This is a genomic window from Paenibacillus sp. CB74 (genome assembly GCF_055687625.1).
The window spans coordinates 5392697-5410732 of record NZ_CM146009.1; the positions used below are offsets into that span (position 1 = coordinate 5392697).

General features: G+C 44.6%; 16 protein-coding genes. 9 read left to right on the forward strand and 7 right to left on the reverse strand.

Annotated features, from left to right (window positions below; all coding sequences use genetic code 11):
• The first annotated feature begins 607 nt into the window (after positions 1-607).
• On the forward strand, positions 608-1087 hold the full coding sequence (gene rlmH / locus ACX9NY_RS23955) for a 23S rRNA (pseudouridine(1915)-N(3))-methyltransferase RlmH (RefSeq protein WP_017691463.1): 480 nt from the start codon (positions 608-610) through the stop codon (positions 1085-1087).
• A gap of 167 nt (positions 1088-1254) precedes the next feature.
• Here rlmH and ACX9NY_RS23960 read toward each other — a convergent pair whose 3' ends face one another.
• Positions 1255-1704, reverse strand: coding sequence for a MarR family winged helix-turn-helix transcriptional regulator (locus ACX9NY_RS23960; RefSeq protein WP_472475439.1), 450 nt, complete (start codon positions 1702-1704; stop codon positions 1255-1257).
• A gap of 149 nt (positions 1705-1853) precedes the next feature.
• Between ACX9NY_RS23960 and ACX9NY_RS23965 the strand changes: the two genes are divergently transcribed.
• From ACX9NY_RS23965 to pyrH, 3 genes are all read left to right on the forward strand, one after another.
• A complete protein-coding gene (locus tag ACX9NY_RS23965) occupies positions 1854-2606 on the forward strand; it encodes an SDR family oxidoreductase (protein ID WP_472475441.1) in 753 nt (250 codons plus the stop codon).
• A gap of 93 nt (positions 2607-2699) precedes the next feature.
• Positions 2700-3671 (forward strand): aldo/keto reductase, encoded by a 972-nt coding sequence (locus tag ACX9NY_RS23970; protein WP_472475443.1) that lies wholly within the window; start codon positions 2700-2702, stop codon positions 3669-3671.
• 231 nt (positions 3672-3902) lie between these two features.
• The gene (pyrH, locus tag ACX9NY_RS23975; protein ID WP_472475445.1) at positions 3903-4640 is read left to right on the forward strand and encodes a UMP kinase; all 738 of its coding nucleotides are present in this window, start codon (positions 3903-3905) and stop codon (positions 4638-4640) included.
• Between the two features lie 119 nt (positions 4641-4759).
• Here pyrH and ACX9NY_RS23980 read toward each other — a convergent pair whose 3' ends face one another.
• Positions 4760-6784 (reverse strand): right-handed parallel beta-helix repeat-containing protein, encoded by a 2025-nt coding sequence (locus ACX9NY_RS23980; protein WP_472475447.1) that lies wholly within the window; start codon positions 6782-6784, stop codon positions 4760-4762.
• Positions 6785-7051: 267 nt separating this feature from the next.
• On the opposite strand from ACX9NY_RS23980, the gene ACX9NY_RS23985 reads away from it, so the two are divergent.
• Positions 7052-8146, forward strand: coding sequence for a 5-methyltetrahydropteroyltriglutamate--homocysteine S-methyltransferase (locus tag ACX9NY_RS23985; protein WP_472475451.1), 1095 nt, complete (start codon positions 7052-7054; stop codon positions 8144-8146).
• Positions 8147-8165: 19 nt separating this feature from the next.
• Positions 8166-9656 carry an aldehyde dehydrogenase family protein gene (locus ACX9NY_RS23990; RefSeq protein WP_472475454.1) on the forward strand — a complete coding sequence of 497 codons (1491 nt, stop codon included), beginning with the start codon at positions 8166-8168 and terminating at the stop codon, positions 9654-9656.
• Between the two features lie 223 nt (positions 9657-9879).
• Here the strand turns inward: ACX9NY_RS23990 and ACX9NY_RS23995 are convergent, their stop codons facing one another.
• Positions 9880-10332 carry a HEAT repeat domain-containing protein gene (locus ACX9NY_RS23995; RefSeq protein WP_472475456.1) on the reverse strand — a complete coding sequence of 151 codons (453 nt, stop codon included), beginning with the start codon at positions 10330-10332 and terminating at the stop codon, positions 9880-9882.
• Between the two features lie 91 nt (positions 10333-10423).
• Positions 10424-11389 (reverse strand): YndJ family transporter, encoded by a 966-nt coding sequence (locus ACX9NY_RS24000; RefSeq protein ID WP_472475458.1) that lies wholly within the window; start codon positions 11387-11389, stop codon positions 10424-10426.
• Between the two features lie 226 nt (positions 11390-11615).
• Here ACX9NY_RS24000 and ACX9NY_RS24005 point away from each other — a divergent pair, with 226 nt between their 5' ends.
• From ACX9NY_RS24005 to ACX9NY_RS24015, 3 genes are all read left to right on the forward strand, one after another.
• On the forward strand, positions 11616-12191 hold the full coding sequence (locus ACX9NY_RS24005) for a TetR/AcrR family transcriptional regulator (protein WP_339258092.1): 576 nt from the start codon (positions 11616-11618) through the stop codon (positions 12189-12191).
• 346 nt (positions 12192-12537) lie between these two features.
• Positions 12538-13389 (forward strand): SDR family oxidoreductase, encoded by an 852-nt coding sequence (locus ACX9NY_RS24010; RefSeq protein ID WP_253442214.1) that lies wholly within the window; start codon positions 12538-12540, stop codon positions 13387-13389.
• Positions 13389-13781 (forward strand): putative quinol monooxygenase, encoded by a 393-nt coding sequence (locus tag ACX9NY_RS24015; RefSeq protein WP_339258088.1) that lies wholly within the window; start codon positions 13389-13391, stop codon positions 13779-13781. The genes ACX9NY_RS24010 and ACX9NY_RS24015 overlap by 1 nt, the downstream gene beginning before the upstream one ends.
• A 301-nt stretch (positions 13782-14082) precedes the next feature.
• Here the strand turns inward: ACX9NY_RS24015 and ACX9NY_RS24020 are convergent, their stop codons facing one another.
• Genes ACX9NY_RS24020 through ACX9NY_RS24030 form a run of 3 tightly spaced genes read right to left on the reverse strand, consistent with a single transcriptional unit; the run spans position 14083 to position 17752 of the window.
• Complete coding sequence (locus ACX9NY_RS24020; RefSeq protein ID WP_339238848.1) at positions 14083-15180, reverse strand: Ger(x)C family spore germination protein; 1098 nt, start codon at positions 15178-15180, stop codon at positions 14083-14085.
• A gap of 2 nt (positions 15181-15182) precedes the next feature.
• Positions 15183-16361 carry a GerAB/ArcD/ProY family transporter gene (locus tag ACX9NY_RS24025; protein WP_472475463.1) on the reverse strand — a complete coding sequence of 393 codons (1179 nt, stop codon included), beginning with the start codon at positions 16359-16361 and terminating at the stop codon, positions 15183-15185.
• The gene (locus ACX9NY_RS24030) at positions 16295-17752 is read right to left on the reverse strand and encodes a spore germination protein (RefSeq protein WP_472475465.1); all 1458 of its coding nucleotides are present in this window, start codon (positions 17750-17752) and stop codon (positions 16295-16297) included. The genes ACX9NY_RS24025 and ACX9NY_RS24030 overlap by 67 nt, the downstream gene beginning before the upstream one ends.
• Between the last annotated feature and the right edge of the window lie 284 nt (positions 17753-18036).

Genomic DNA, 18036 nt, shown 5'->3' on the forward strand with positions numbered 1-18036 from the left:
ACAGCAAGAAGCCAAGGAGAGCGTGATGAGCGCTCTTTTTGTGTTTGTGCGGGAATTGGTGGGGGTGTTGGTAGGCAGCTTGGAGTTGGGCGAGGGTTGTGGGGGCTGACGGTGGAGTAGGGAGAGTAGGAGAAGGATTATGGTGAGTAGATTCTGTTTCGAGTTGGGAAGAGTCAGGTTGTAGCAAACGTGCAAGGTGTGTAGGTAATAGAAATGGGAGTCTGGGTATGGGGATAGTAGAAATGGGGTGACAGCGATGTCGGTAGGGACGGTGGCGTGGCTGGGTTGGGCGGAGTAACTCTGAAGAAACTGACGGACCTTATTCGTGGCAAATACCGCTTGGTTGAAATCTAACGAATCGTAGACACGTTATATTGATGAAATGGCCTTGAAAGTGTTGGGGAGTGCTCGTTTGGTGCTAAATAGCGTGTTTTGGATTCGTTAGATTTTAAAGGAGCTAAAATGAGGCTAATTAAGGTGTGTGGAGTTCGTTAGAATTTGGAGAAATGTGTAGGATAGGTATAATACCGTTGGAACGAACGATGCAATGATGCATCTTACTTATAGAATATTGCGCAAGCAAGATAATTTAGGAGGAATGGATTTTATGTTTATTCAGATTATTGGCGTAGGCAAATTGAAGGAAAAATATCTGACGCTGGGCATTCAGGAATATGCCAAGCGGCTCGCTCCGTACATCAAGTTTCAGATGATCGAGGTCGCAGACGAAAAGGCGCCCGATACCCTGAGCGAAGCTGAGGTTCGGGCGGTAAAAGAGCGCGAGGGCGAACGCATCCTCGCGCATGTGAAGAGCGAAGCGCATGTTGTCGCGCTCGCATTGGATGGCCAGCTCTGGAGTTCCGAGGAGCTGGCATTGGAGATCGACAAGCTCGGTACGTATGGGACGAGCCATGTCGTGTTTGTCATCGGAGGAAGCCACGGTCTCTCCGATGAGGTATTGCGCCGCGCGAAGCAGCGCTTGAGCTTCGGGCGCATGACCCTGCCGCATCAGCTTATGCGGCTGGTGCTGGTGGAGCAGATTTATCGCGCTGTGAAGATAAATCGGGGGGAACCATACCACAAATAGGGTGAAAAGGGGGTGAGCTACCCACGACTGGCGGAAAAGCCGAATTAAACGGGCTGCTGCATTTCTTGGAGGTACAGATAAAGGGAAAGACCGGTTCAGTCCCTTGTCGTTTTTGAATATACAGCATGAACAGTGCCCAGAGAAACGAACAAGTTAACGAGGCTTTACTAGAGGCTAGGGTCGCCTTTTGTTCTTTCCGCAAGCTTCGTAATCGATTCAATGTCTTGATCGGTTAATTGATCCAGAAAATACTTGCGTATTGCCATTGAGACAATGGGCAGGGCCTCATCCAAAGCTGCTTTTCCGGCAGAAGTAATGATGACCTGGACACCACGATCTGCGTTTAATGGCCCCCTTTTAACAAGGCCCCGTTTTTCCATCCGCGTCAAATGATGGGATAATCTGCTCTTATCCCAGTTCATCGAGTCGGCTAGTTCCTGTTGACGAAGCTTGCCATCTCCGAATTGAATTAACCGATCTAGTACTCCAAAGTCCCCTTCTGATAGTCCTGTATGTTCAGAAAGCTCCTTAACAACGCGACCGAAGATTCGTTTAAAGGAGCCTTTCCACATATTCCATATTTGCATTTCATCTTCGTTTACTTTGTTGATATCCATGCGAGTATAATATCATAGTTGACACGTCAACCACAAGGTGTTAGCCTATACATAGGTTGACATGTCAACCTATGAGAAAACTCTCGAGTACCGAGTTGATGTATTAACCTGTATTGAACAGTAAATCCCCACTAAAGGAGTTGTTTCTTATGCAGGATAAACCCGTGGCCTTGGTCACCGGAGCCAATAAAGGAATCGGTCTTCAAATTGCCAAAGATCTCACGGCTCGCGGCTTCACGGTGCTCATCGGCTCCCGCAATTTCGAGAAAGGGGAGACAGCCGCGAAGAGTGTTGGAGCGGATGCCCATGCCCTCCAACTCGACGTTACAAATCAGGATTCTATCTCCGCCGCGGCAGAGCGCATCAGAAGTGAACTCGGTCGTCTCGATGTGCTCGTGAATAATGCGGGCATATCGCACCATGGTCCGACGGGCAGGCCTCTTGAGGAGGTTGGGAAGTCGGGACGCCCAAGCGTTGCATCTCTAGAAGAGGTGCGAGCCGTGTTCGAGACGAACATGTTCGGCGTCATCGCCGTCACGCAAGCGATGCTGCCGCTCCTTCGTGAAGCGCCGCCAGCGGGTATCGTCAACGTATCAAGCGGTTCGGGCTCACTGACGTTGAACGCGAATCCGACTAATTCACAACGCGAGATGTTCGGAGCCGTTTACAGCCCTTCCAAGACGGCTCTCAATGCAATTACGCTCGCCTTTGCCATTGAACTCGAGTCGACAGGCATTAAGGTCAATGCAGTATGCCCAGGCTTCACCGCGACGGATCTCAACAACTTTGAGGGCACGGGCACCGTCGAGCAAGCCGCGCGACATCCCGTGCGCCTTGCACTCCTCAACGAGGACGGTCCGACGGGCACATTCTCAAACGAAAGACGCCAACTCTCGTGGTGACGTAGTCTCGAGTAGCACGGGCTCACCGAATTATGTGTATACAACCTGAAGGCGTGTATGCCTTCCCAATATCCTTAAGGAGTGTGCAACCAAATGGAATATGTAAAACTTGGACGCAGCGGGTTAGAGGTTTCAAAGTTAAGTCTTGGAACCATGAGTTTCGGAGTACCTGAACGCGGCAATACCCCATGGTCTCTGGATGAGCAGCAAAGCAGACCGATAATTAAGAAGGCACTCGAATCGGGCATCAACTTTTTTAGTACCGCCAACATGTATTCCGACGGAACAAGCGAAGAAATTCTCGGGCGTGCTCTAAAGGACTTTGCTCATCGTGACGAAGTCGTCATAGCAACAAAGGTATTTGTTCCGATGCGCAAAGGTCCGAATGCTTTGGGACTTTCTCGTAAAGCTATCATGACCGAAATTGATAACAGTCTAAGACGACTCGGAACAGACTATGTCGATTTGTACCAGATTCATCGGTGGGATCCTAATACGCCAATTGAGGAGACTATGGAGGCTCTTCACGATTTAGTTAAGGCGGGCAAGGTCAGATACATCGGAGCATCCTCCATGTTAGCATGGCAGTTTGCGAAAGCTCAGCATGTCGCAGAGCGTAACGGCTGGACGCGGTTCGTTTCCATGGAGAATAGATTAAACCTGCTCTATCGGGAAGAAGAACGAGAAATGCTCCCCCTTTGCAGAGACGAGGGAGTTGGCGTCACTCCTTACCTGCCTTTGGCTGCAGGCCGGTTAACTCGGGATTGGAATGAGCAGACCGCACGATCAGAGAAGGACCAGGTAGCAAAGGCATTGTTTAATAAAACGGAAGAGGCCGATCGCAAAGTCGCGGAAAGAGTTGTAGAAATTGCAGCTAACTGGGGAGTTTCGCGCGCACAAATTGCACTTGCATGGTTGCTACAAAAGGAAGAGGTCACAGCGCCGATTATGGGTTCGACCAAAATCAGCCATCTGGAAGATGCGGTTTTGGCCTTGTCGGTTAAATTGACTTCTGAAGAAATTATGCGTTTAGAAGAACTGTATATTCCACATCCATTCGTATAAATTTGACGCAAGTAAGGTGTTATCTGCTAATCATGCAAAGCTTAATTCTTGTATGTTCAATTCTATGGAAAGAACTCTTTATGCTATTTCTCATGAAGAGTTCTTTTGCTTTTGTATTGTTACGGTGAAGTTTTTCAATCTGTCGACTGTTACAATTTCATATTCTCGTTCCATTAAGACACTAGAGCATGTATTGCTTTAGTGTTTTTTATTTGCGCGGAGGTGTAAAAGTTGACAAGGTACAAAAGAGTTCTAATTAAACTCAGTGGTGGTGCAGTAGCTGGTAATACCGAGTTTGGGTTTGAACCTGAGAGGCTAGACCATATCGCAGACGAAATTATGTCAGTAGTAAATTTAGGCGTTGAAGTATCGTTAGTTATAGGTGGGGGTAACATTTTCAGAGGTAATATGGCGGAAAGCTGGGGGATAGAAAGGGCAGAAGCTGATAATATTGGGACGCTTGCGACTGTAGTAAATAGTTTAATGCTTCGTGGGGTTCTTAAAGCCAAGACCAAAAAGGAAGTACGAGTAATGACGGCAATACCTATTACTTCAGTTGCAGAACCATACATCCGTCTAAGAGCAATCCACCATCTAGAAAAAGGCTATATTGTAATTTTTGCAGGGGGGAACGGTCAACCTTACTTTACAACAGATTATCCTTCAGTACAGAGAGCCATCGAGGTTAATTGTGACGCTTTATTAGTTGCTAAGCAAGGTGTTGATGGTATCCTTAATGCAGACCCTAAATTTGATAAAGATGCAAGGAAATTTCATTCGCTTCATTACAACGACGTTTTAAAACACAACTTAAAGGTAATGGACCAATCAGCTTTCATTTTAGCAAGAGACTACAATCTGCCAATGCATGTGTTTGACTTCGATAAACCAGGCTCAATGAAAGAAATTTGTGAAGGTAAGAATAACGGTACGATAATTAGTGGCGAATCAATTTTGGAATTAAAATGAACTAATATTCTATATTAGAGTAGTCCTATGATAAGCAAAGAAACCACTCCATATAAGGAGTGGCTTTATTTTTATATTTTGATCCAATCATCTAAAATAACTGGACCCTCAATCATAAACTAAATCTCAAACTCAATAGTACCCTTTTCGGTTATTTCGAACGGACCTGGTGTGACATCTGCATCGGGTCTCTTTGTTCCGAAAAAGTCGGAGTCAAAATGATATGGAGTGCTGTCTGGTTCCTCATACTTCATATCGGCGTGATACGTCTTTCCAAGCAGATCTGTGGTAACTAACATTGCAGTGGTTCCCCGAAGCAATTCGGGCTCATGAATCTGAATATGCACCTTACCTAACGCAGGATCAATCTCAACGTTTATGCCTTTCTGAGCATAGATCTTCGCATCTGATTCATGAGTGCTTGGAACCGCATCGTTAAGAAATACATTGCCACCCATAGCCACCGGAAGAACGGCATTGCCTATAAAGAAATCCTTCGCGGCATCGCCAAGTTCCATAAGCTCCTCTTTGGTGTATTCCCACCATCTCTTATCTTTCACATCAGGATGTTGATCGTAGCCACCAAGTCCCACAGCATGCAGATAACATATGGAATTGTCCGGAACCCCGTCCATAACCGTCTTTCCGTCCTCTCCAACTTCATCCCTTGGTTTAAGGGGAAGATGCTCAAAGAAGGTAATCGGAACAGGTTCTTTATTCCCATCGTTATCACCCAAGAAGATATTGTTGTAGTACCTGTCATCGCCTCCAGTGATATTGGAGTATCCGGCCATGGCTGTCTCGTGAGGGAAATGATATGGCGTGATACGTGTAATTTCGGAACGAACCACAAATCGACCTGCAAACAAATTATGAGCAAATGCCCCGCCCTGAGCCATATTTCTGAAATTCATCGGAGATAGAAATAGATTGTGATCGACCATATATGGACCATGGCACACCTCAACGAAGAGGTCCTCGGAAATGTTGTCAAAAAATACATTACGGCTGATGCGAGTGCCCTGTGCCTGCCAGTCCAGCCAAAGCGCACGGTAACAGCTATAGATGATATTCTCATTCATCTGAGTATCCAGTGCAGCATGCAGTTTAATTCCCGCGACTTCGGCACCATGTCTGAGCCGTTTGTGGTGAATATTATAAATACGGTTCTGGTAAATGCGGCTGAAGGCTGCTCCCATATGGCCCACAATACCGGCCTGTTCACAATCATGAATCACATTACCTCGAACGATGTGACTACCGACGCGATCTTTATGCCAGCCGGAGCGTAATGCTCGTAAAATAACCTCCTGCTCCCGTTGAGTACCGCCTTTACTACGCTTCTCTATAGACCTGCTGTGACCTGTGCCGATTTCGGTACCTAGGCTAATCCCAACGCACTTGGATTCACTGATGATATTGTTCTCAATAATCCAACCCTTGCTCCAGTGGGGTCCAATCAAACCTTCCTGGTAGTCTGTAGGTGGTGCCCATTGAGGAGAAACTTGGCGAAGTGTGAAACCACTTACGGTTATGTAGTTCAGTCCCGGTTGTTCAGGCCAGAAGCAATAAGGACGTACATTAATTTCTACATTTTCCGTACGAGGATCTTTTCCGCCAAAGTTGGCCCAGATTTTGGTTGTCGTAGACCCCACTTCCGCATACCATTTCATCAGTGAATCCTTGGGATATTTTGCTTCAGGCCAAATTTCAGGATTGTGAACGCTTTCAACACTATTGCACTCATACAATGATTTTCCATCCAGATAGACATCCCCGAGATGAACTGGGAAAGGCCCGTCAAACAACCAGTCTCCACTGAGCTCAATCTCAAAGGGATTACGGACGGAAAAGATGGAATTGAGCACTTCTGTGCTCCAAACATGGTCTCCTTCAGATTGCCAATTAGTAATCCGCTCAGCTCCTGTTATCACGACTTCCCCATCTCCCGCGGATCGATATACGATTCGATGCTCCGCTGTTCCTCCATTCGCCGGGTTAACCCATTCCCTGTATACTCCCGCATGAACAATAACGGTATCACCAGCCATGGCATGAGCCGCAGCGCGTGATATGGTACGAAGGGGTTGATCTGCTGTTCCTTTTCCTTGATCATTCCCATGGTTGGATACATGATATTCCATAACAACTCTCCTTCTATTATAAAATGTTTGTTGTATCCCGTTATTATACTAGAAAATAAATGTAATGGGAGAGATAGGAAGTCAGATGCTAGACCAAAATGATTTTTTTATAAACCACATCACTACGCTATGAGGTTGTGTTTTTTTGCCTTTTGAGGCTTTAGCTATTGTTAAAAGCTATAACCAGCCATGTTTTTTTCATATAACATACTATCTTTCCAATCATGCTATACTCAGTGAACCAAAAAGTTAGAAGGAGAAATAACTATGATACCATTTCGTAATGATCATGTAGGTAGCTTTCTACGTCCTGCAAGCTTAAGTCAGGCACGTGAACAATATAAATCAGGCAACATCACATATGAAGAATTAAGAGCTGTGGAAGATCAAGAGATTATTCGAATCATTGAAAAGCAGAAGGAAAATGGCGTATTGGCCGTTACGGATGGCGAATTCCGTAGAAGCTGGTGGCATTTCGATTTTCTGGGTGGCTTGGATGGCGTAGAGTTGTATGAGCAAATAGACGGACCAAAATTCCATAACATGCAGACTCGCAAGGGTGGGATTCGTGTTGTTGGTAAAGTAGATTTTTCGAGTCATCCTTTTGTTAAGGATTTTGAATTTTTGAAAAAGCATGCAGGTGACGCTCTCGCGAAACAGACCATTCCAAGTCCCAACATGCTTCTATATCGATTGGAGAATGGCGCCAATATCTATACGGACCGGGAGCAATTCCTTCAAGATACGATTGCGGCGTATCAAAAAGCCATTCAAGCCTTCTATGATGCGGGATGTCGATACCTGCAATTAGATGATACCGCTTGGGCAGATCTATTCTCAGAAGCTGGTCACGATAAGCTGCGTGCCAAAGGTCTGGAACCGGCGGAAGAGTTGAAAACGATGCAGCGAATGATTAACGAGACTTTGGCTCATAAACCGGCAGATTTAGTTGTGACGATGCATATTTGTCGCGGTAACTATAAATCAAATTATTTCTCAACGGGTGGTTACGAGTACGCTTCTGAAGTTATCTTTGGAGGCTTAAACGTAGATGGATTATTTTTAGAATTTGATGATGAGCGCTCAGGTGGTTTTGAGCCATTACAATATGTGAATCGAAAAGATTTGAAAATCGTGCTTGGTTTACTCACATCGAAAACAGGCGAGTTAGAGGATAAAGAACAGATTAAAGCCCGGATTGCAGAGGCGGCAGCCTATGTACCCCTTGAGCAACTATGTTTGAGCCCACAATGTGGTTTCTCATCTACAGAAGAAGGCAACATTCTAACGGAAGAACAACAATGGCGTAAACTTCGTTATGTGAAGGAAATTGCAGAAGAAGTGTGGAATGAATCCATCTAAATAACGGAGGGGATCTAAAATGACGATCCAAGCAGACCAAGAGACAGTTATCGTTGAAGCGTTCATTAATGGTCAGAATGTAAAATCCCTTTCGCAGTTAGCAAAAGAGAATCCGGCCAACCCAACGGAGATTGTAGGTTATTTCCCTGTCACTACAAAAGAACAAGCCGTTGAAGCGATTGAAGCGGCGGCAGGGGCTTTTAAAACATGGAAGCAGACCTCTATTGATGAACGCATTATCATGATGCGCAAGGCGATCGAGAAGATTAGAGCTGCTGAGAATGAAATTGTACATTTGCTGTCCAGAGAGCATGGCAAGCCCCTGTATGATGCGCACGGTGAAATTTATGTTTCGTTAATGTGGATGGAGTTTGCTTGTAATGAAGTTACATCGGCTCTACAGGAAGAGATACGAGAGCATGAGAATGGTAAAACAATTCTTTCCTATGATCCAATGGGTGTGGTGGCAGCGATTAGTCCATGGAACTATCCCATTGCTTTGTCTACGATTAAGATCGCTCCTGCCTTACTTGCGGGAAACACAATTGTGCTTAAACCGAGTCCATATGCGCCGCTGGCGGCAGCGAAGGTCGCAGAGATTATTGCCAGCGAGTTCCCGGCTGGTGTAATCAATGTTGTTCATGGTGATGCGGATGTGGGCGTTGAACTGACCACGAATCCTCATGTTACGAAGATCGCCTTTACTGGTGGAACCGCGACTGCTAAGCATATTATCATAGCAGCTTCAGAAACGATTAAGGATATGACGCTTGAGCTTGGTGGCAATGATGCGGCGATCTTCCTGGAAAGCTTTGATGTTCATGATGAGCGAGCCATGCGCCGGATTGTCATTTCTAATTTTTTGACAACAGGACAGATCTGTATGATCGCCAAACGTGTGTATGTACACCGTTCGATTTATGATGAGTTTGTGGAAAAATATATAGAAGCGGCAAATCGCTGGATTCGAATTGGCGATCCCTTTGATTCAAATACGACGGTAGGTCCGGTGAATAACCTGAAGCAGAAGAATGTCGTGCTTGGTTTGGTTGAAGATGCGCAAAAGCGCGGAGCTAAGATCATCCCTCTCGGCCAAATTTTAGATCAGAAGCTTTTTGACCAAGGTTACTACCTACAGCCTACGCTTGTTTTGGATTGCGATGTTCATGATCCGATTGTCGTGGAGGAACAGTTTGGTCCTACGGTTCCGATTCTGCCATTTGACGATGAAGAGCAGGTTATTCAACTGCACAATGAGAGCATATATGGATTGACGAGTTCGGTGTGGGGCACAGAAGATGATGCCATCTCCGTCGCACGTCAACTTGAAGCTGGAACGACCATGATTAATACCGCCGCTGTGCAGGGGCTCGACGTTCGGTTCCCTTTCGGTGGATTCAAGCAATCGGGTATTGGACGTGAATACGGCGCGGAGGGGATCCGCACGTATACCGAAAAGCATGTCATCAACGTTCCAAAGACACTGGATCTTCCGTATATCCCAGAATAAATCGTATAGAAGTTGTTCAAAAAGGCTCTAACTTTGCGCTTTGTTTACTGATTTTAAGAATCAGTAGACGGGGCGTTTTTTTGTCAGGTCAGTTTGACAGTGGTGATTTTTTAGAGAAAAAATAACCCATATCTGATGGAGGTGACGCTGAAGAAAGAAAGAAACCACTCCATTTTGATGGAGTGGCTTTGTACGTACTTAGCTAATATACGGTGAACAGCGGCTATCTTCTACCTAGTGTCTCCCAAATCCCATGGAGCCAGGCGTCGAACTCAGCATCTTTGTCGCCCTCGTAAGTATCATAAAGATCCAGACGTGTCTTTTGCAGTTTTTCCTTGAATTCCTCAAATGTGTGACCTTCAGGAAGGCTTTTTTTGATCCGCAGCAAAATTTTGTTAGTACCTTTAAACAGCTCACCTTTGTTTTTGGCAGGCATTTGTACATCTTCATCCAACTGTTTCAGCTTGGAATATGCGGCTTCACGCACCTGGAACACTTGATCATTTTTCAAAACATGCTGAAGCAACTTAATGGCAGGGGCTGTATCCCAGTTTCCCAATTCGTTCACCGCATTCAGTCTGTCTCTCCAGCTTGAAGTCCGATTAGCCGCTCGTTTGAGCTCTTCAAAGTTCTCCGGTAATTCATTCACTGCTCCAATATCATGGTTGTTCGTCAAAATTCAATCTCCTTAATCATCGCCATCTCGGCAGAATGATGAATGTTATTTATGTGATCACTATTATAGCACGAACCTGACTAAACTACTCCTATGAAGCCGATTGGTTAGTCTTTTCCTTAATGGAGTCTACCATAAACACCCAACCAATTAGTCCACATAAGACAAAACCAAACGCATGCAGAGATCCATAGATAGGAATAAAATCGAGTATGGTTAAGGAGTACATATTTTTCAGTAACGGATAGAAGATGGAAATGACAACAACCGTGTAAAAGGCTAGGCAAGAAAGGCCTAAGAAGAAGGCTGCCTTAATATCCAAAGTATTTTTCCTCAAGTAAGCAAGGAGATAAGCGGTGTAAACTACAATATTGCAGGCGAACAAAGCGACACCAATGTATTCAATCGGCTTGGAGAAAATCATACCCGTAGCAATCAAGACTGGTCCGATGATATCAATGGCAACGACCCAGGGATACCAGCTTTTCTTCGTCATGATGCGTCCCAGTGCACCAATAAAAATGGGAACGATTGCAGATGAAAAATGAAAGTGAACCGAGCTTAACGCGTGCGTTGCTGGATTAGCTTGGAAGAGGTCCAATTGATATTGAGATAAGGTAAACCAAATGCCCCCGATAAAAAAATAAACGAGCCCCGCGCCAATCGCTACTTCCGCCGCTTTTCCTTTAGAGATCACAATTGTGGTCAAGCCATAGATGCCAAGCAGCAGGGTGAACAGTAGCCACCCAAGGGACAGAATCCCTGGGATTGTCGTAATTTCTAACCCCCATATCTTACTACTCATTATCGAAGCTAGGGTAAGAAGCGCAGCGGGAAATTGAAGCCATTTCATAGCAGCATAAATCACTCGTTGATGTTTATTTTTTGCGTCATGGTTCAAAAGTAAAATCACAAGAGGCACAATGACTAAAGCCGCAAAAAGCAGAAATTTATCAACAAGTTCGAATTGAAAGTGATCCAGAGAAAATATCAGAATGGTTATGATTCCACCGGGAAATGCGGGTGATTTTATGAGTTGCTTCAAGGAACTATTCATGGGATTTCCTTTCTGACTATGTTTATCGTAAGACCTGCCTGCATTCAGTTATGTAGCGTTTCTTTAGTATAAAACGGCAATTCTCCTTCTAGTAGTCTATCACATTTATTTTTCAAAATATGAACATAAACTTATCTTACTGAGCCAGATAACACCCGAAGACTTTGGTCACAGGTGTACAACCTATGTCATGGACATACGAGTATAGCACTGCTATAATGGACATATGAACACATATGACAAAATATTGGCAGCAGCTCTTAAGGTACTCGAGGAGGATGGCGGAGCCCAATTTACGACGCGAGCCGTAACTGCAATCGCTCAGGTTACGGCTCCTACACTCTACCACCATTTCGGCAATGCCGATGGTCTCCTGAGTGCAGCTATAGTGGAAGCGTTCAAACAGTTATTTGATAGCAAGATTGCCGCAGTGGAGTCCCCCATTCCAGAGATGGCTCTTCGTCAAGGATGGGATGACTATGTGCGATTCGCGGCAACCCGTCCTCGGATTTATGCGGCGATGATGGGGAGGTTGCTCGAGGGCGCCCATATTGAGGCGGCAGATCACTCGTACCAAGCACTAGTGCACAATGTTCAGAGAGTCGCCGTTGAAGGCAAACTGGCTGTTTCAGCCCAGGCTGCGGCAGATCTGGTCTGGGCTTCCGCCAATACGGCCTCTTGGCTGTATGTGACGGCCCAGATTCGTAAGGCATCCCCACCCCAACCCGATGTCGTTGATCTCATTCGGGAAAGCGTAATGCAGATCATATTGATCCAAAGGCCGGACGCCGATTCAAAATGAGGGATTCGATGACAGAGCCTGGGGACTTCAGGCAAAGCCCTAATTTAGAAGAAGTAAAAGAAAGATCGCTTATCCAACCTGGACTTCCAGGAGGATGGCGATCTTTTTTATGTTTGGATAATGCGACATTAAACGCACCCCCATTTCCATAAGTTCAACGCAACGATAAATCTCAACCCCTCCCGCCATAGTACTTCGTGAGCTTCGAGTGCATCACGCCAAGCCCGTCAAAACGATGTTCGGGCAGCAGGACAACACTTCAAAAAAAATATAGCACTGCTATAGACATTTTTGTATAGCACCGCTATACCATGATCCATATCTTATCAAACCTAGGAGGGTTATCATGTCATTCAAAACGCAAGAACTGGTCATGGTCACAGGTACGTCCAGCGGCATCGGTAGGGCTACCGCGGAGCAGCTGGCCGCTGAAGGATTTCACGTTTTGGCGGGGGTTCGTCGTCAGGAAGACGCCGACAAAATCAAACGCAAAAATATCGAGCCGGTGATCGTCGATGTTACCAATATCGACTCACTAAAGGCGCTGGCTGAACGGGTGGAGCAAGATCCGCTTGGTCGCCCTTTGCGGGCAGTGGTCAACAATGCCGGCATCGCCGTTAATGCACCTCTTGAAATGGTTCCGCTTGATGAATTTCGTCGCCAGTTTGAAGTCAGTGTGATCGGACAGGTGGCGGTTATTCAGGCACTTACCCCGGCCTTGCTGAACAGCGGCGGTCGCGTGGTCAATATTGGTTCGGTTGGAGGCAAGATCTCCATGCCTGGTTTCGGAATTTATTCGGCTGCAAAGTATGCTATGGAAGCGATCAATGACAGTCTTCGCAGGGAGATGTCCTCTTTTGGTCTCAAGGTGATTATGATCACTCCGGGTGGTGTTAGCACTGGCCTGTCGGAACAAGGGATTACGACAGCGGACCGGCTGGCCAAGTTGATGACACCGGACCAGCACCATCGTCATGATCGTCTCTTTGACGCCGTGAAGGCTCAGGCTGAAACGTGGGCAAAGGACGGTATTCGCCCTGAGAAAGTGGCAGCAGTGATTTCACGCGCAATCCACGAAAGAAAGCCCCGCACCCGCTATACGGTCGGTTCCGATTCGGCACTGCTGACTCGACTGGTCCGTATTCTCCCAGACAAACTTCTCGACCGGATGCTCCGCAGCCAGATGAAACTGCAGTAATGGGCATTTTCACATACCCTCTTGGACAAAAAGCTATACGAAGTGTTTATACATTAGGAGGAATTAGCATGAACGATACAAAGAACCGTTACGTTACTGTACTCTGGGAGGCGAGAGCCAAGGCAGGGAGAGAAGCCGAGATGAAGGCATTCATGGCTGCTGCTGTCACTCCGTCACGCAACGACCTGGGCAACATTGACTATGAGGCTCACGAGGTAGAAGGTCAGCCGGGCACATTCATCATCTACGAGCGCTGGGTAAACCGGGATGCCCTCGATCGGCACCTAAGCGCCCCCCGGATGCAGGAACTGGTGCCTCAGCTCTTAGAGCTGATGGAGGGATCCATTGAGCAAGGAATTCGACTCCTGCAACCGTTCCGCCCAGCGCAGTAAAATGCAACACCGCACGGAACTTATTAAGTTCTGTCTGGAAAGCGTGACAGATATTTTCGTGAGCGGTTAAAGACTTTAGTGGAGGAGGCAACAATACCTAATGGTACTCCTATTGCGTAAAAATAAGACTCTAAGCGCCTCATCCTTATAATCAGTGTTTGACGAATAGAGCACCAGGAGGTGTTGACTGCATTCCAGAAGAATGCAGTCTTTGTAGCGGTTAAGATTCCGTGTAGCAGTGGAAGCTTCTTTCCTCCCAGACACTGCGAAGTAACGGGGAGAAGGTTAGTAGCATCGGCCGCTACCTCACTTGAACCGATCCATTAATTAAAGGATGTACTTTGATTTCGTAGTCAACATTAATTTTCATATTTTCCCAATACTTCAACCATTGCTCTTCCGTTATTTCTTTAGAAAATGGCTTAAGCGAATGGGTTCCGACTTCTAAGGGATCCACTTTCCACCGTTGCATTCTTTTTATTAAATCTGACGTTTGTTCCTCAAGGTAGACCTTAACTTCATGAATTAACTGTTCCAATTGTTTCTCACTTTGAATATCCAATTCTCCCTGATATTCCTCCATTCTTCCTTGCAATCCCACATGCAAGGACAAGGTTGAATAGTCCTCTGATAATTTCATGCGAACATTGGATCGAACACGTCCTAAACTGATAGATAACTTTGGAATGGCCAAGACTTTTAGGAAATGATCATTATCCAGAAGTTGAAAAATGTTGTCGTCCAAGTCTTGAATGACCATGACTTCTTTATCGTTTTGGAATAAGGCTGTTCCTAGGTAATCGAAATTGTTCTTATCGGAATGAAAAACGGGCAGGATCGGATCCTTAAGAGGGGAGTATAACATCTTCATAAATTGATGAATATCGACGATGCTCATTTCACCTTGGTTATGTTTCTCGTAATGTTTTAACATCCGATAAAGAAAATAATCTTGGTTTTCTTGCTTCGTCAATTGATTTTTTATGTATTCATCAAAATCGCCTCTGACAATCAACAAGTAGACACGCGTTGAAATATCGGGATCAACCAATATCGTATTGATCATCTTTTCAATGCCTCCCTTTTTTGCCAGCTCCTCATTGATTAATAACATTCGTAGCTGCCCCTGCTTCAATTCCTGATAATAAATTAAATTAAATTCCCTGCCTCCCTGCTTTAACAGATCAACTTCCTTGGAGAGAAGACGCTTTTTTTCTTGAATGAGTGGTGGAACTAAAGTGCTGATTTTCAACTTTCCTTCTGTTCCCTCGCCAATCGACCAGAACACCACCGGAGCGATCTCCTCTATTAAGTTGTTCTCGACATAAGGAGAAGAACAGCCCGCCATCCACATAAGACATACACTCGCTAATAAACCATAGTGCTTGTACGGTAGCATAGCTACATACTCTCCTTTCGTTTAACTGCAGTGAAAAGGATCGCAGGAACAAGTAAATAAATGAATGCGCCGAGCCAGATTTGAATGTTCAGTAACATCTTTTGACCCGGAATCGTTTCCCATAACCATTGATCCATTAAGATGATGCTTATCAAAATGATGAACCAACTCGACAAAAATCCGATCCGAGTCGCGCCTTTGTTCATTTTTCTCATAAAGACTCTTCCGGCTCCATATAAACACAACAGAAGAATTGAAATGTCAAACACATAATTAAACATGTGGAAGGAGATAAGGATGTGATCGATTCGTTCTAAACCGCTCGTTTGAATGTAACTTCCCATATATCCTATTGGAAAATTGATCTTGCTTAAGAAGTTGGAACCGTAAAACAATACCGAAGCAATGAACAATAATGAAAATTCTATGATCGTCAGCATGTTTCCAATCACCAGATATTTCGATATTTTTTTATTGGAGCTTAACCATGGAGCCATAAAGACCAGATATACTGGACCGGAAAAGGCCGACCAAATAAACAGCAAACCCTGCCATGATTGTCCCGACCATTCAGTGGGGATAAGAGGATACAAATCGCGGTAATTTGCAATCGGCGGAAAGAAAAAAGGAATAAACATGATTACGATCCAAGCCCCGCAAAGAAAGGCGATGATGACAAAACGCAATGTTTTTTCCATTCCATGTGAAGCCACAAATAAACTGATCAAAAGAATCATTAGGATCAGCCATTTTTTATTCATCGATGGATATATAAAACTATGGAGCATTTCAACGTATCCCAGTGTGATGATTGAAATTTTGAACAATATGATCAAAAAACCAAGTATCGCGAAAACCTGAACTGCCCGTTTGCCAAAAAGCTGCAAAAATCCTTGATAGCCCTTCGCTGCATAACTGGAATTAAACCATTTGGACATCATCATCAAGTTAAGTTGGGACAGCAGTCCCATCACGACAATTCCCCAAACCATATACGAATGGACCAAATAAACGGGCATGATTAAAATAAAATAATGCATTTGCATGCGATTGACCAAAAAAAGAAAATAAATTCCACCAATAGGGGAAGTTCGATTGTATAAGAATAAACTTCTCACTTCTTCATCTCCTTCCGCGATTTCCGCAGTGGTTTTAGGTATTTCGGACGTGTTTTCATCCAAATTAAAGGGCCGCGGATAAAGAGATCGATCCAATCCTTCCCATGAAAAGGAGAAATCGGGGCTAAAAAAGGTTGACCTAATGACGTTAATCCATGGAGATGTGCAAGAATCCCAATCAGCCCGATTACGATTCCCGGCAACCCAAGAAACGATGCAAGGATAAGAAGAACAACTTGCAACAGCACCATGGATTTTGTCATTTGATAATTGGGAACTAAAAAGAAAGCAATAGCCGATATACCCATCAATACAATTAACACCTTACTTGCAAAGCCTGCTTCGACAGCCGCTTGTCCAATGACGATACCACCGATAACCCCTAGCGTTTGACTGGTTTTGGTGGGCATTCGCAAGCTCGCTTCTTTGATGATTTCCAGCGTTACGATCATGAATAATCCTTCCACAAACGGAGTAAAGGGCAATTTGCTTCTCGATTCCAATAATACGAAAAGAATCGGAAGTGGAACCATTTGGTAATGAAATGTCGTTAACGCAACATAAAAAGGAATCATCGTCAAAGAAACAATAAAACTCCCATACCGGATTAAACGTAAAAAACTGGCTATCGGCCAACGAAGAAAGTAGTCTTCTGGTGATTGGAATAGATGAAATAAAGTAATAGGACACACTAGGGCAAACGGTGAATTGGAGACCAATATTGTCAACTTTCCCTCACCTAATGCGTAGGCGCAGGCATCCGGCCGATCCGTTTGTAGAAACTGTGGAAAGACCGTATGATTGTGATCTTCAATAAAAGCTGCAAGCTGAGAGGAGTCTAAAAATTGATCAAAATCCACACTATTAATTTTATCTCTTGCGAGGGAAACAAATTCTGGATTAGTTAATCCGTCTATGTACATTAACACGACTTTCGTTTTACTTAATGAACCGATAGTGAAGCTTTCCGTTTTTAATGTCGTTATAGGTAAACGCCTGCGCAACATGGTAATGTTTTTATCGATTTGTTCACTGAAGCTGTCTTTCGCTCCATATATAACCGTTTCCGTTTCGGAAGGTTCTACTGCACGACCAAGAGGGTTTTCCAGTTGCACACTTAACCATTGATTGTTGACTGAATCATATAGAAGAATGAATCCTTGCATTATTTTTTGCTCTGCATCTTCGATCGATATAACTTCTGAAAGTTTGGAGTTGGTTAAGCAGGAAGAAAGCGAATTGCCGTCAGATCGATGAAGTGGCTGAATAATCACCTCGTTTAAACGTTCTTGATTGATTAACGTATTTATGTACAAAAGATGGACTGAAGCACTGGGACCCATGCTGTGCTCAACAACTTCGGCATCATCCATATGGTTTAATTTCTCTTTTAATTCATCAAGCCATGTGGACATGTGATGATTTTTCATTTGAGGATCATATTCTTCCGCCATAGTCTGTTTCTCCTTCCTTAAAGTAATCAAAATCATGTCGTGTTATCTTGCTCTGTAATCGGAAAAATTATACAACCGTTAATTTGCATTTCAAACCGCATTACGTTTCAGGTTTGATGGCGTATAAAGCAGTTTACGATCTTCTTAAATTAAAAAAAACGAACATGCTATTGTTGTCCAGCGATATCTAGAGATCAGAAAAAAAGAACGGTCTCCAAAGACCCGTTCTTGGCAAGCAATAAAGAAAGGTACATACCCGTTATGAGTACAAGTTAACATGGAGA

Bases quoted from the DNA above. Each gene is read 5' to 3' on its own strand.
- rlmH (WP_017691463.1), top strand. From the start codon at position 608: ATGTTTATTCAGATTATTGGCGTAGGCAAATTGAAGGAAAAATATCTG.
- ACX9NY_RS23960 (WP_472475439.1), bottom strand. From the start codon at position 1,704: ATGGATATCAACAAAGTAAACGAAGATGAAATGCAAATATGGAATATG.
- ACX9NY_RS23965 (WP_472475441.1), top strand. From the start codon at position 1,854: ATGCAGGATAAACCCGTGGCCTTGGTCACCGGAGCCAATAAAGGAATC.
- ACX9NY_RS23970 (WP_472475443.1), top strand. From the start codon at position 2,700: ATGGAATATGTAAAACTTGGACGCAGCGGGTTAGAGGTTTCAAAGTTA.
- ACX9NY_RS23980 (WP_472475447.1), bottom strand. From the start codon at position 6,784: ATGGAATATCATGTATCCAACCATGGGAATGATCAAGGAAAAGGAACA.
- ACX9NY_RS23985 (WP_472475451.1), top strand. From the start codon at position 7,052: ATGATACCATTTCGTAATGATCATGTAGGTAGCTTTCTACGTCCTGCA.
- ACX9NY_RS23990 (WP_472475454.1), top strand. From the start codon at position 8,166: ATGACGATCCAAGCAGACCAAGAGACAGTTATCGTTGAAGCGTTCATT.
- ACX9NY_RS24000 (WP_472475458.1), bottom strand. From the start codon at position 11,389: ATGAATAGTTCCTTGAAGCAACTCATAAAATCACCCGCATTTCCCGGT.
- ACX9NY_RS24005 (WP_339258092.1), top strand. From the start codon at position 11,616: ATGAACACATATGACAAAATATTGGCAGCAGCTCTTAAGGTACTCGAG.
- ACX9NY_RS24010 (WP_253442214.1), top strand. From the start codon at position 12,538: ATGTCATTCAAAACGCAAGAACTGGTCATGGTCACAGGTACGTCCAGC.
- ACX9NY_RS24015 (WP_339258088.1), top strand. From the start codon at position 13,389: ATGGGCATTTTCACATACCCTCTTGGACAAAAAGCTATACGAAGTGTT.
- ACX9NY_RS24020 (WP_339238848.1), bottom strand. From the start codon at position 15,180: ATGCTACCGTACAAGCACTATGGTTTATTAGCGAGTGTATGTCTTATG.
- ACX9NY_RS24030 (WP_472475465.1), bottom strand. From the start codon at position 17,752: ATGGCGGAAGAATATGATCCTCAAATGAAAAATCATCACATGTCCACA.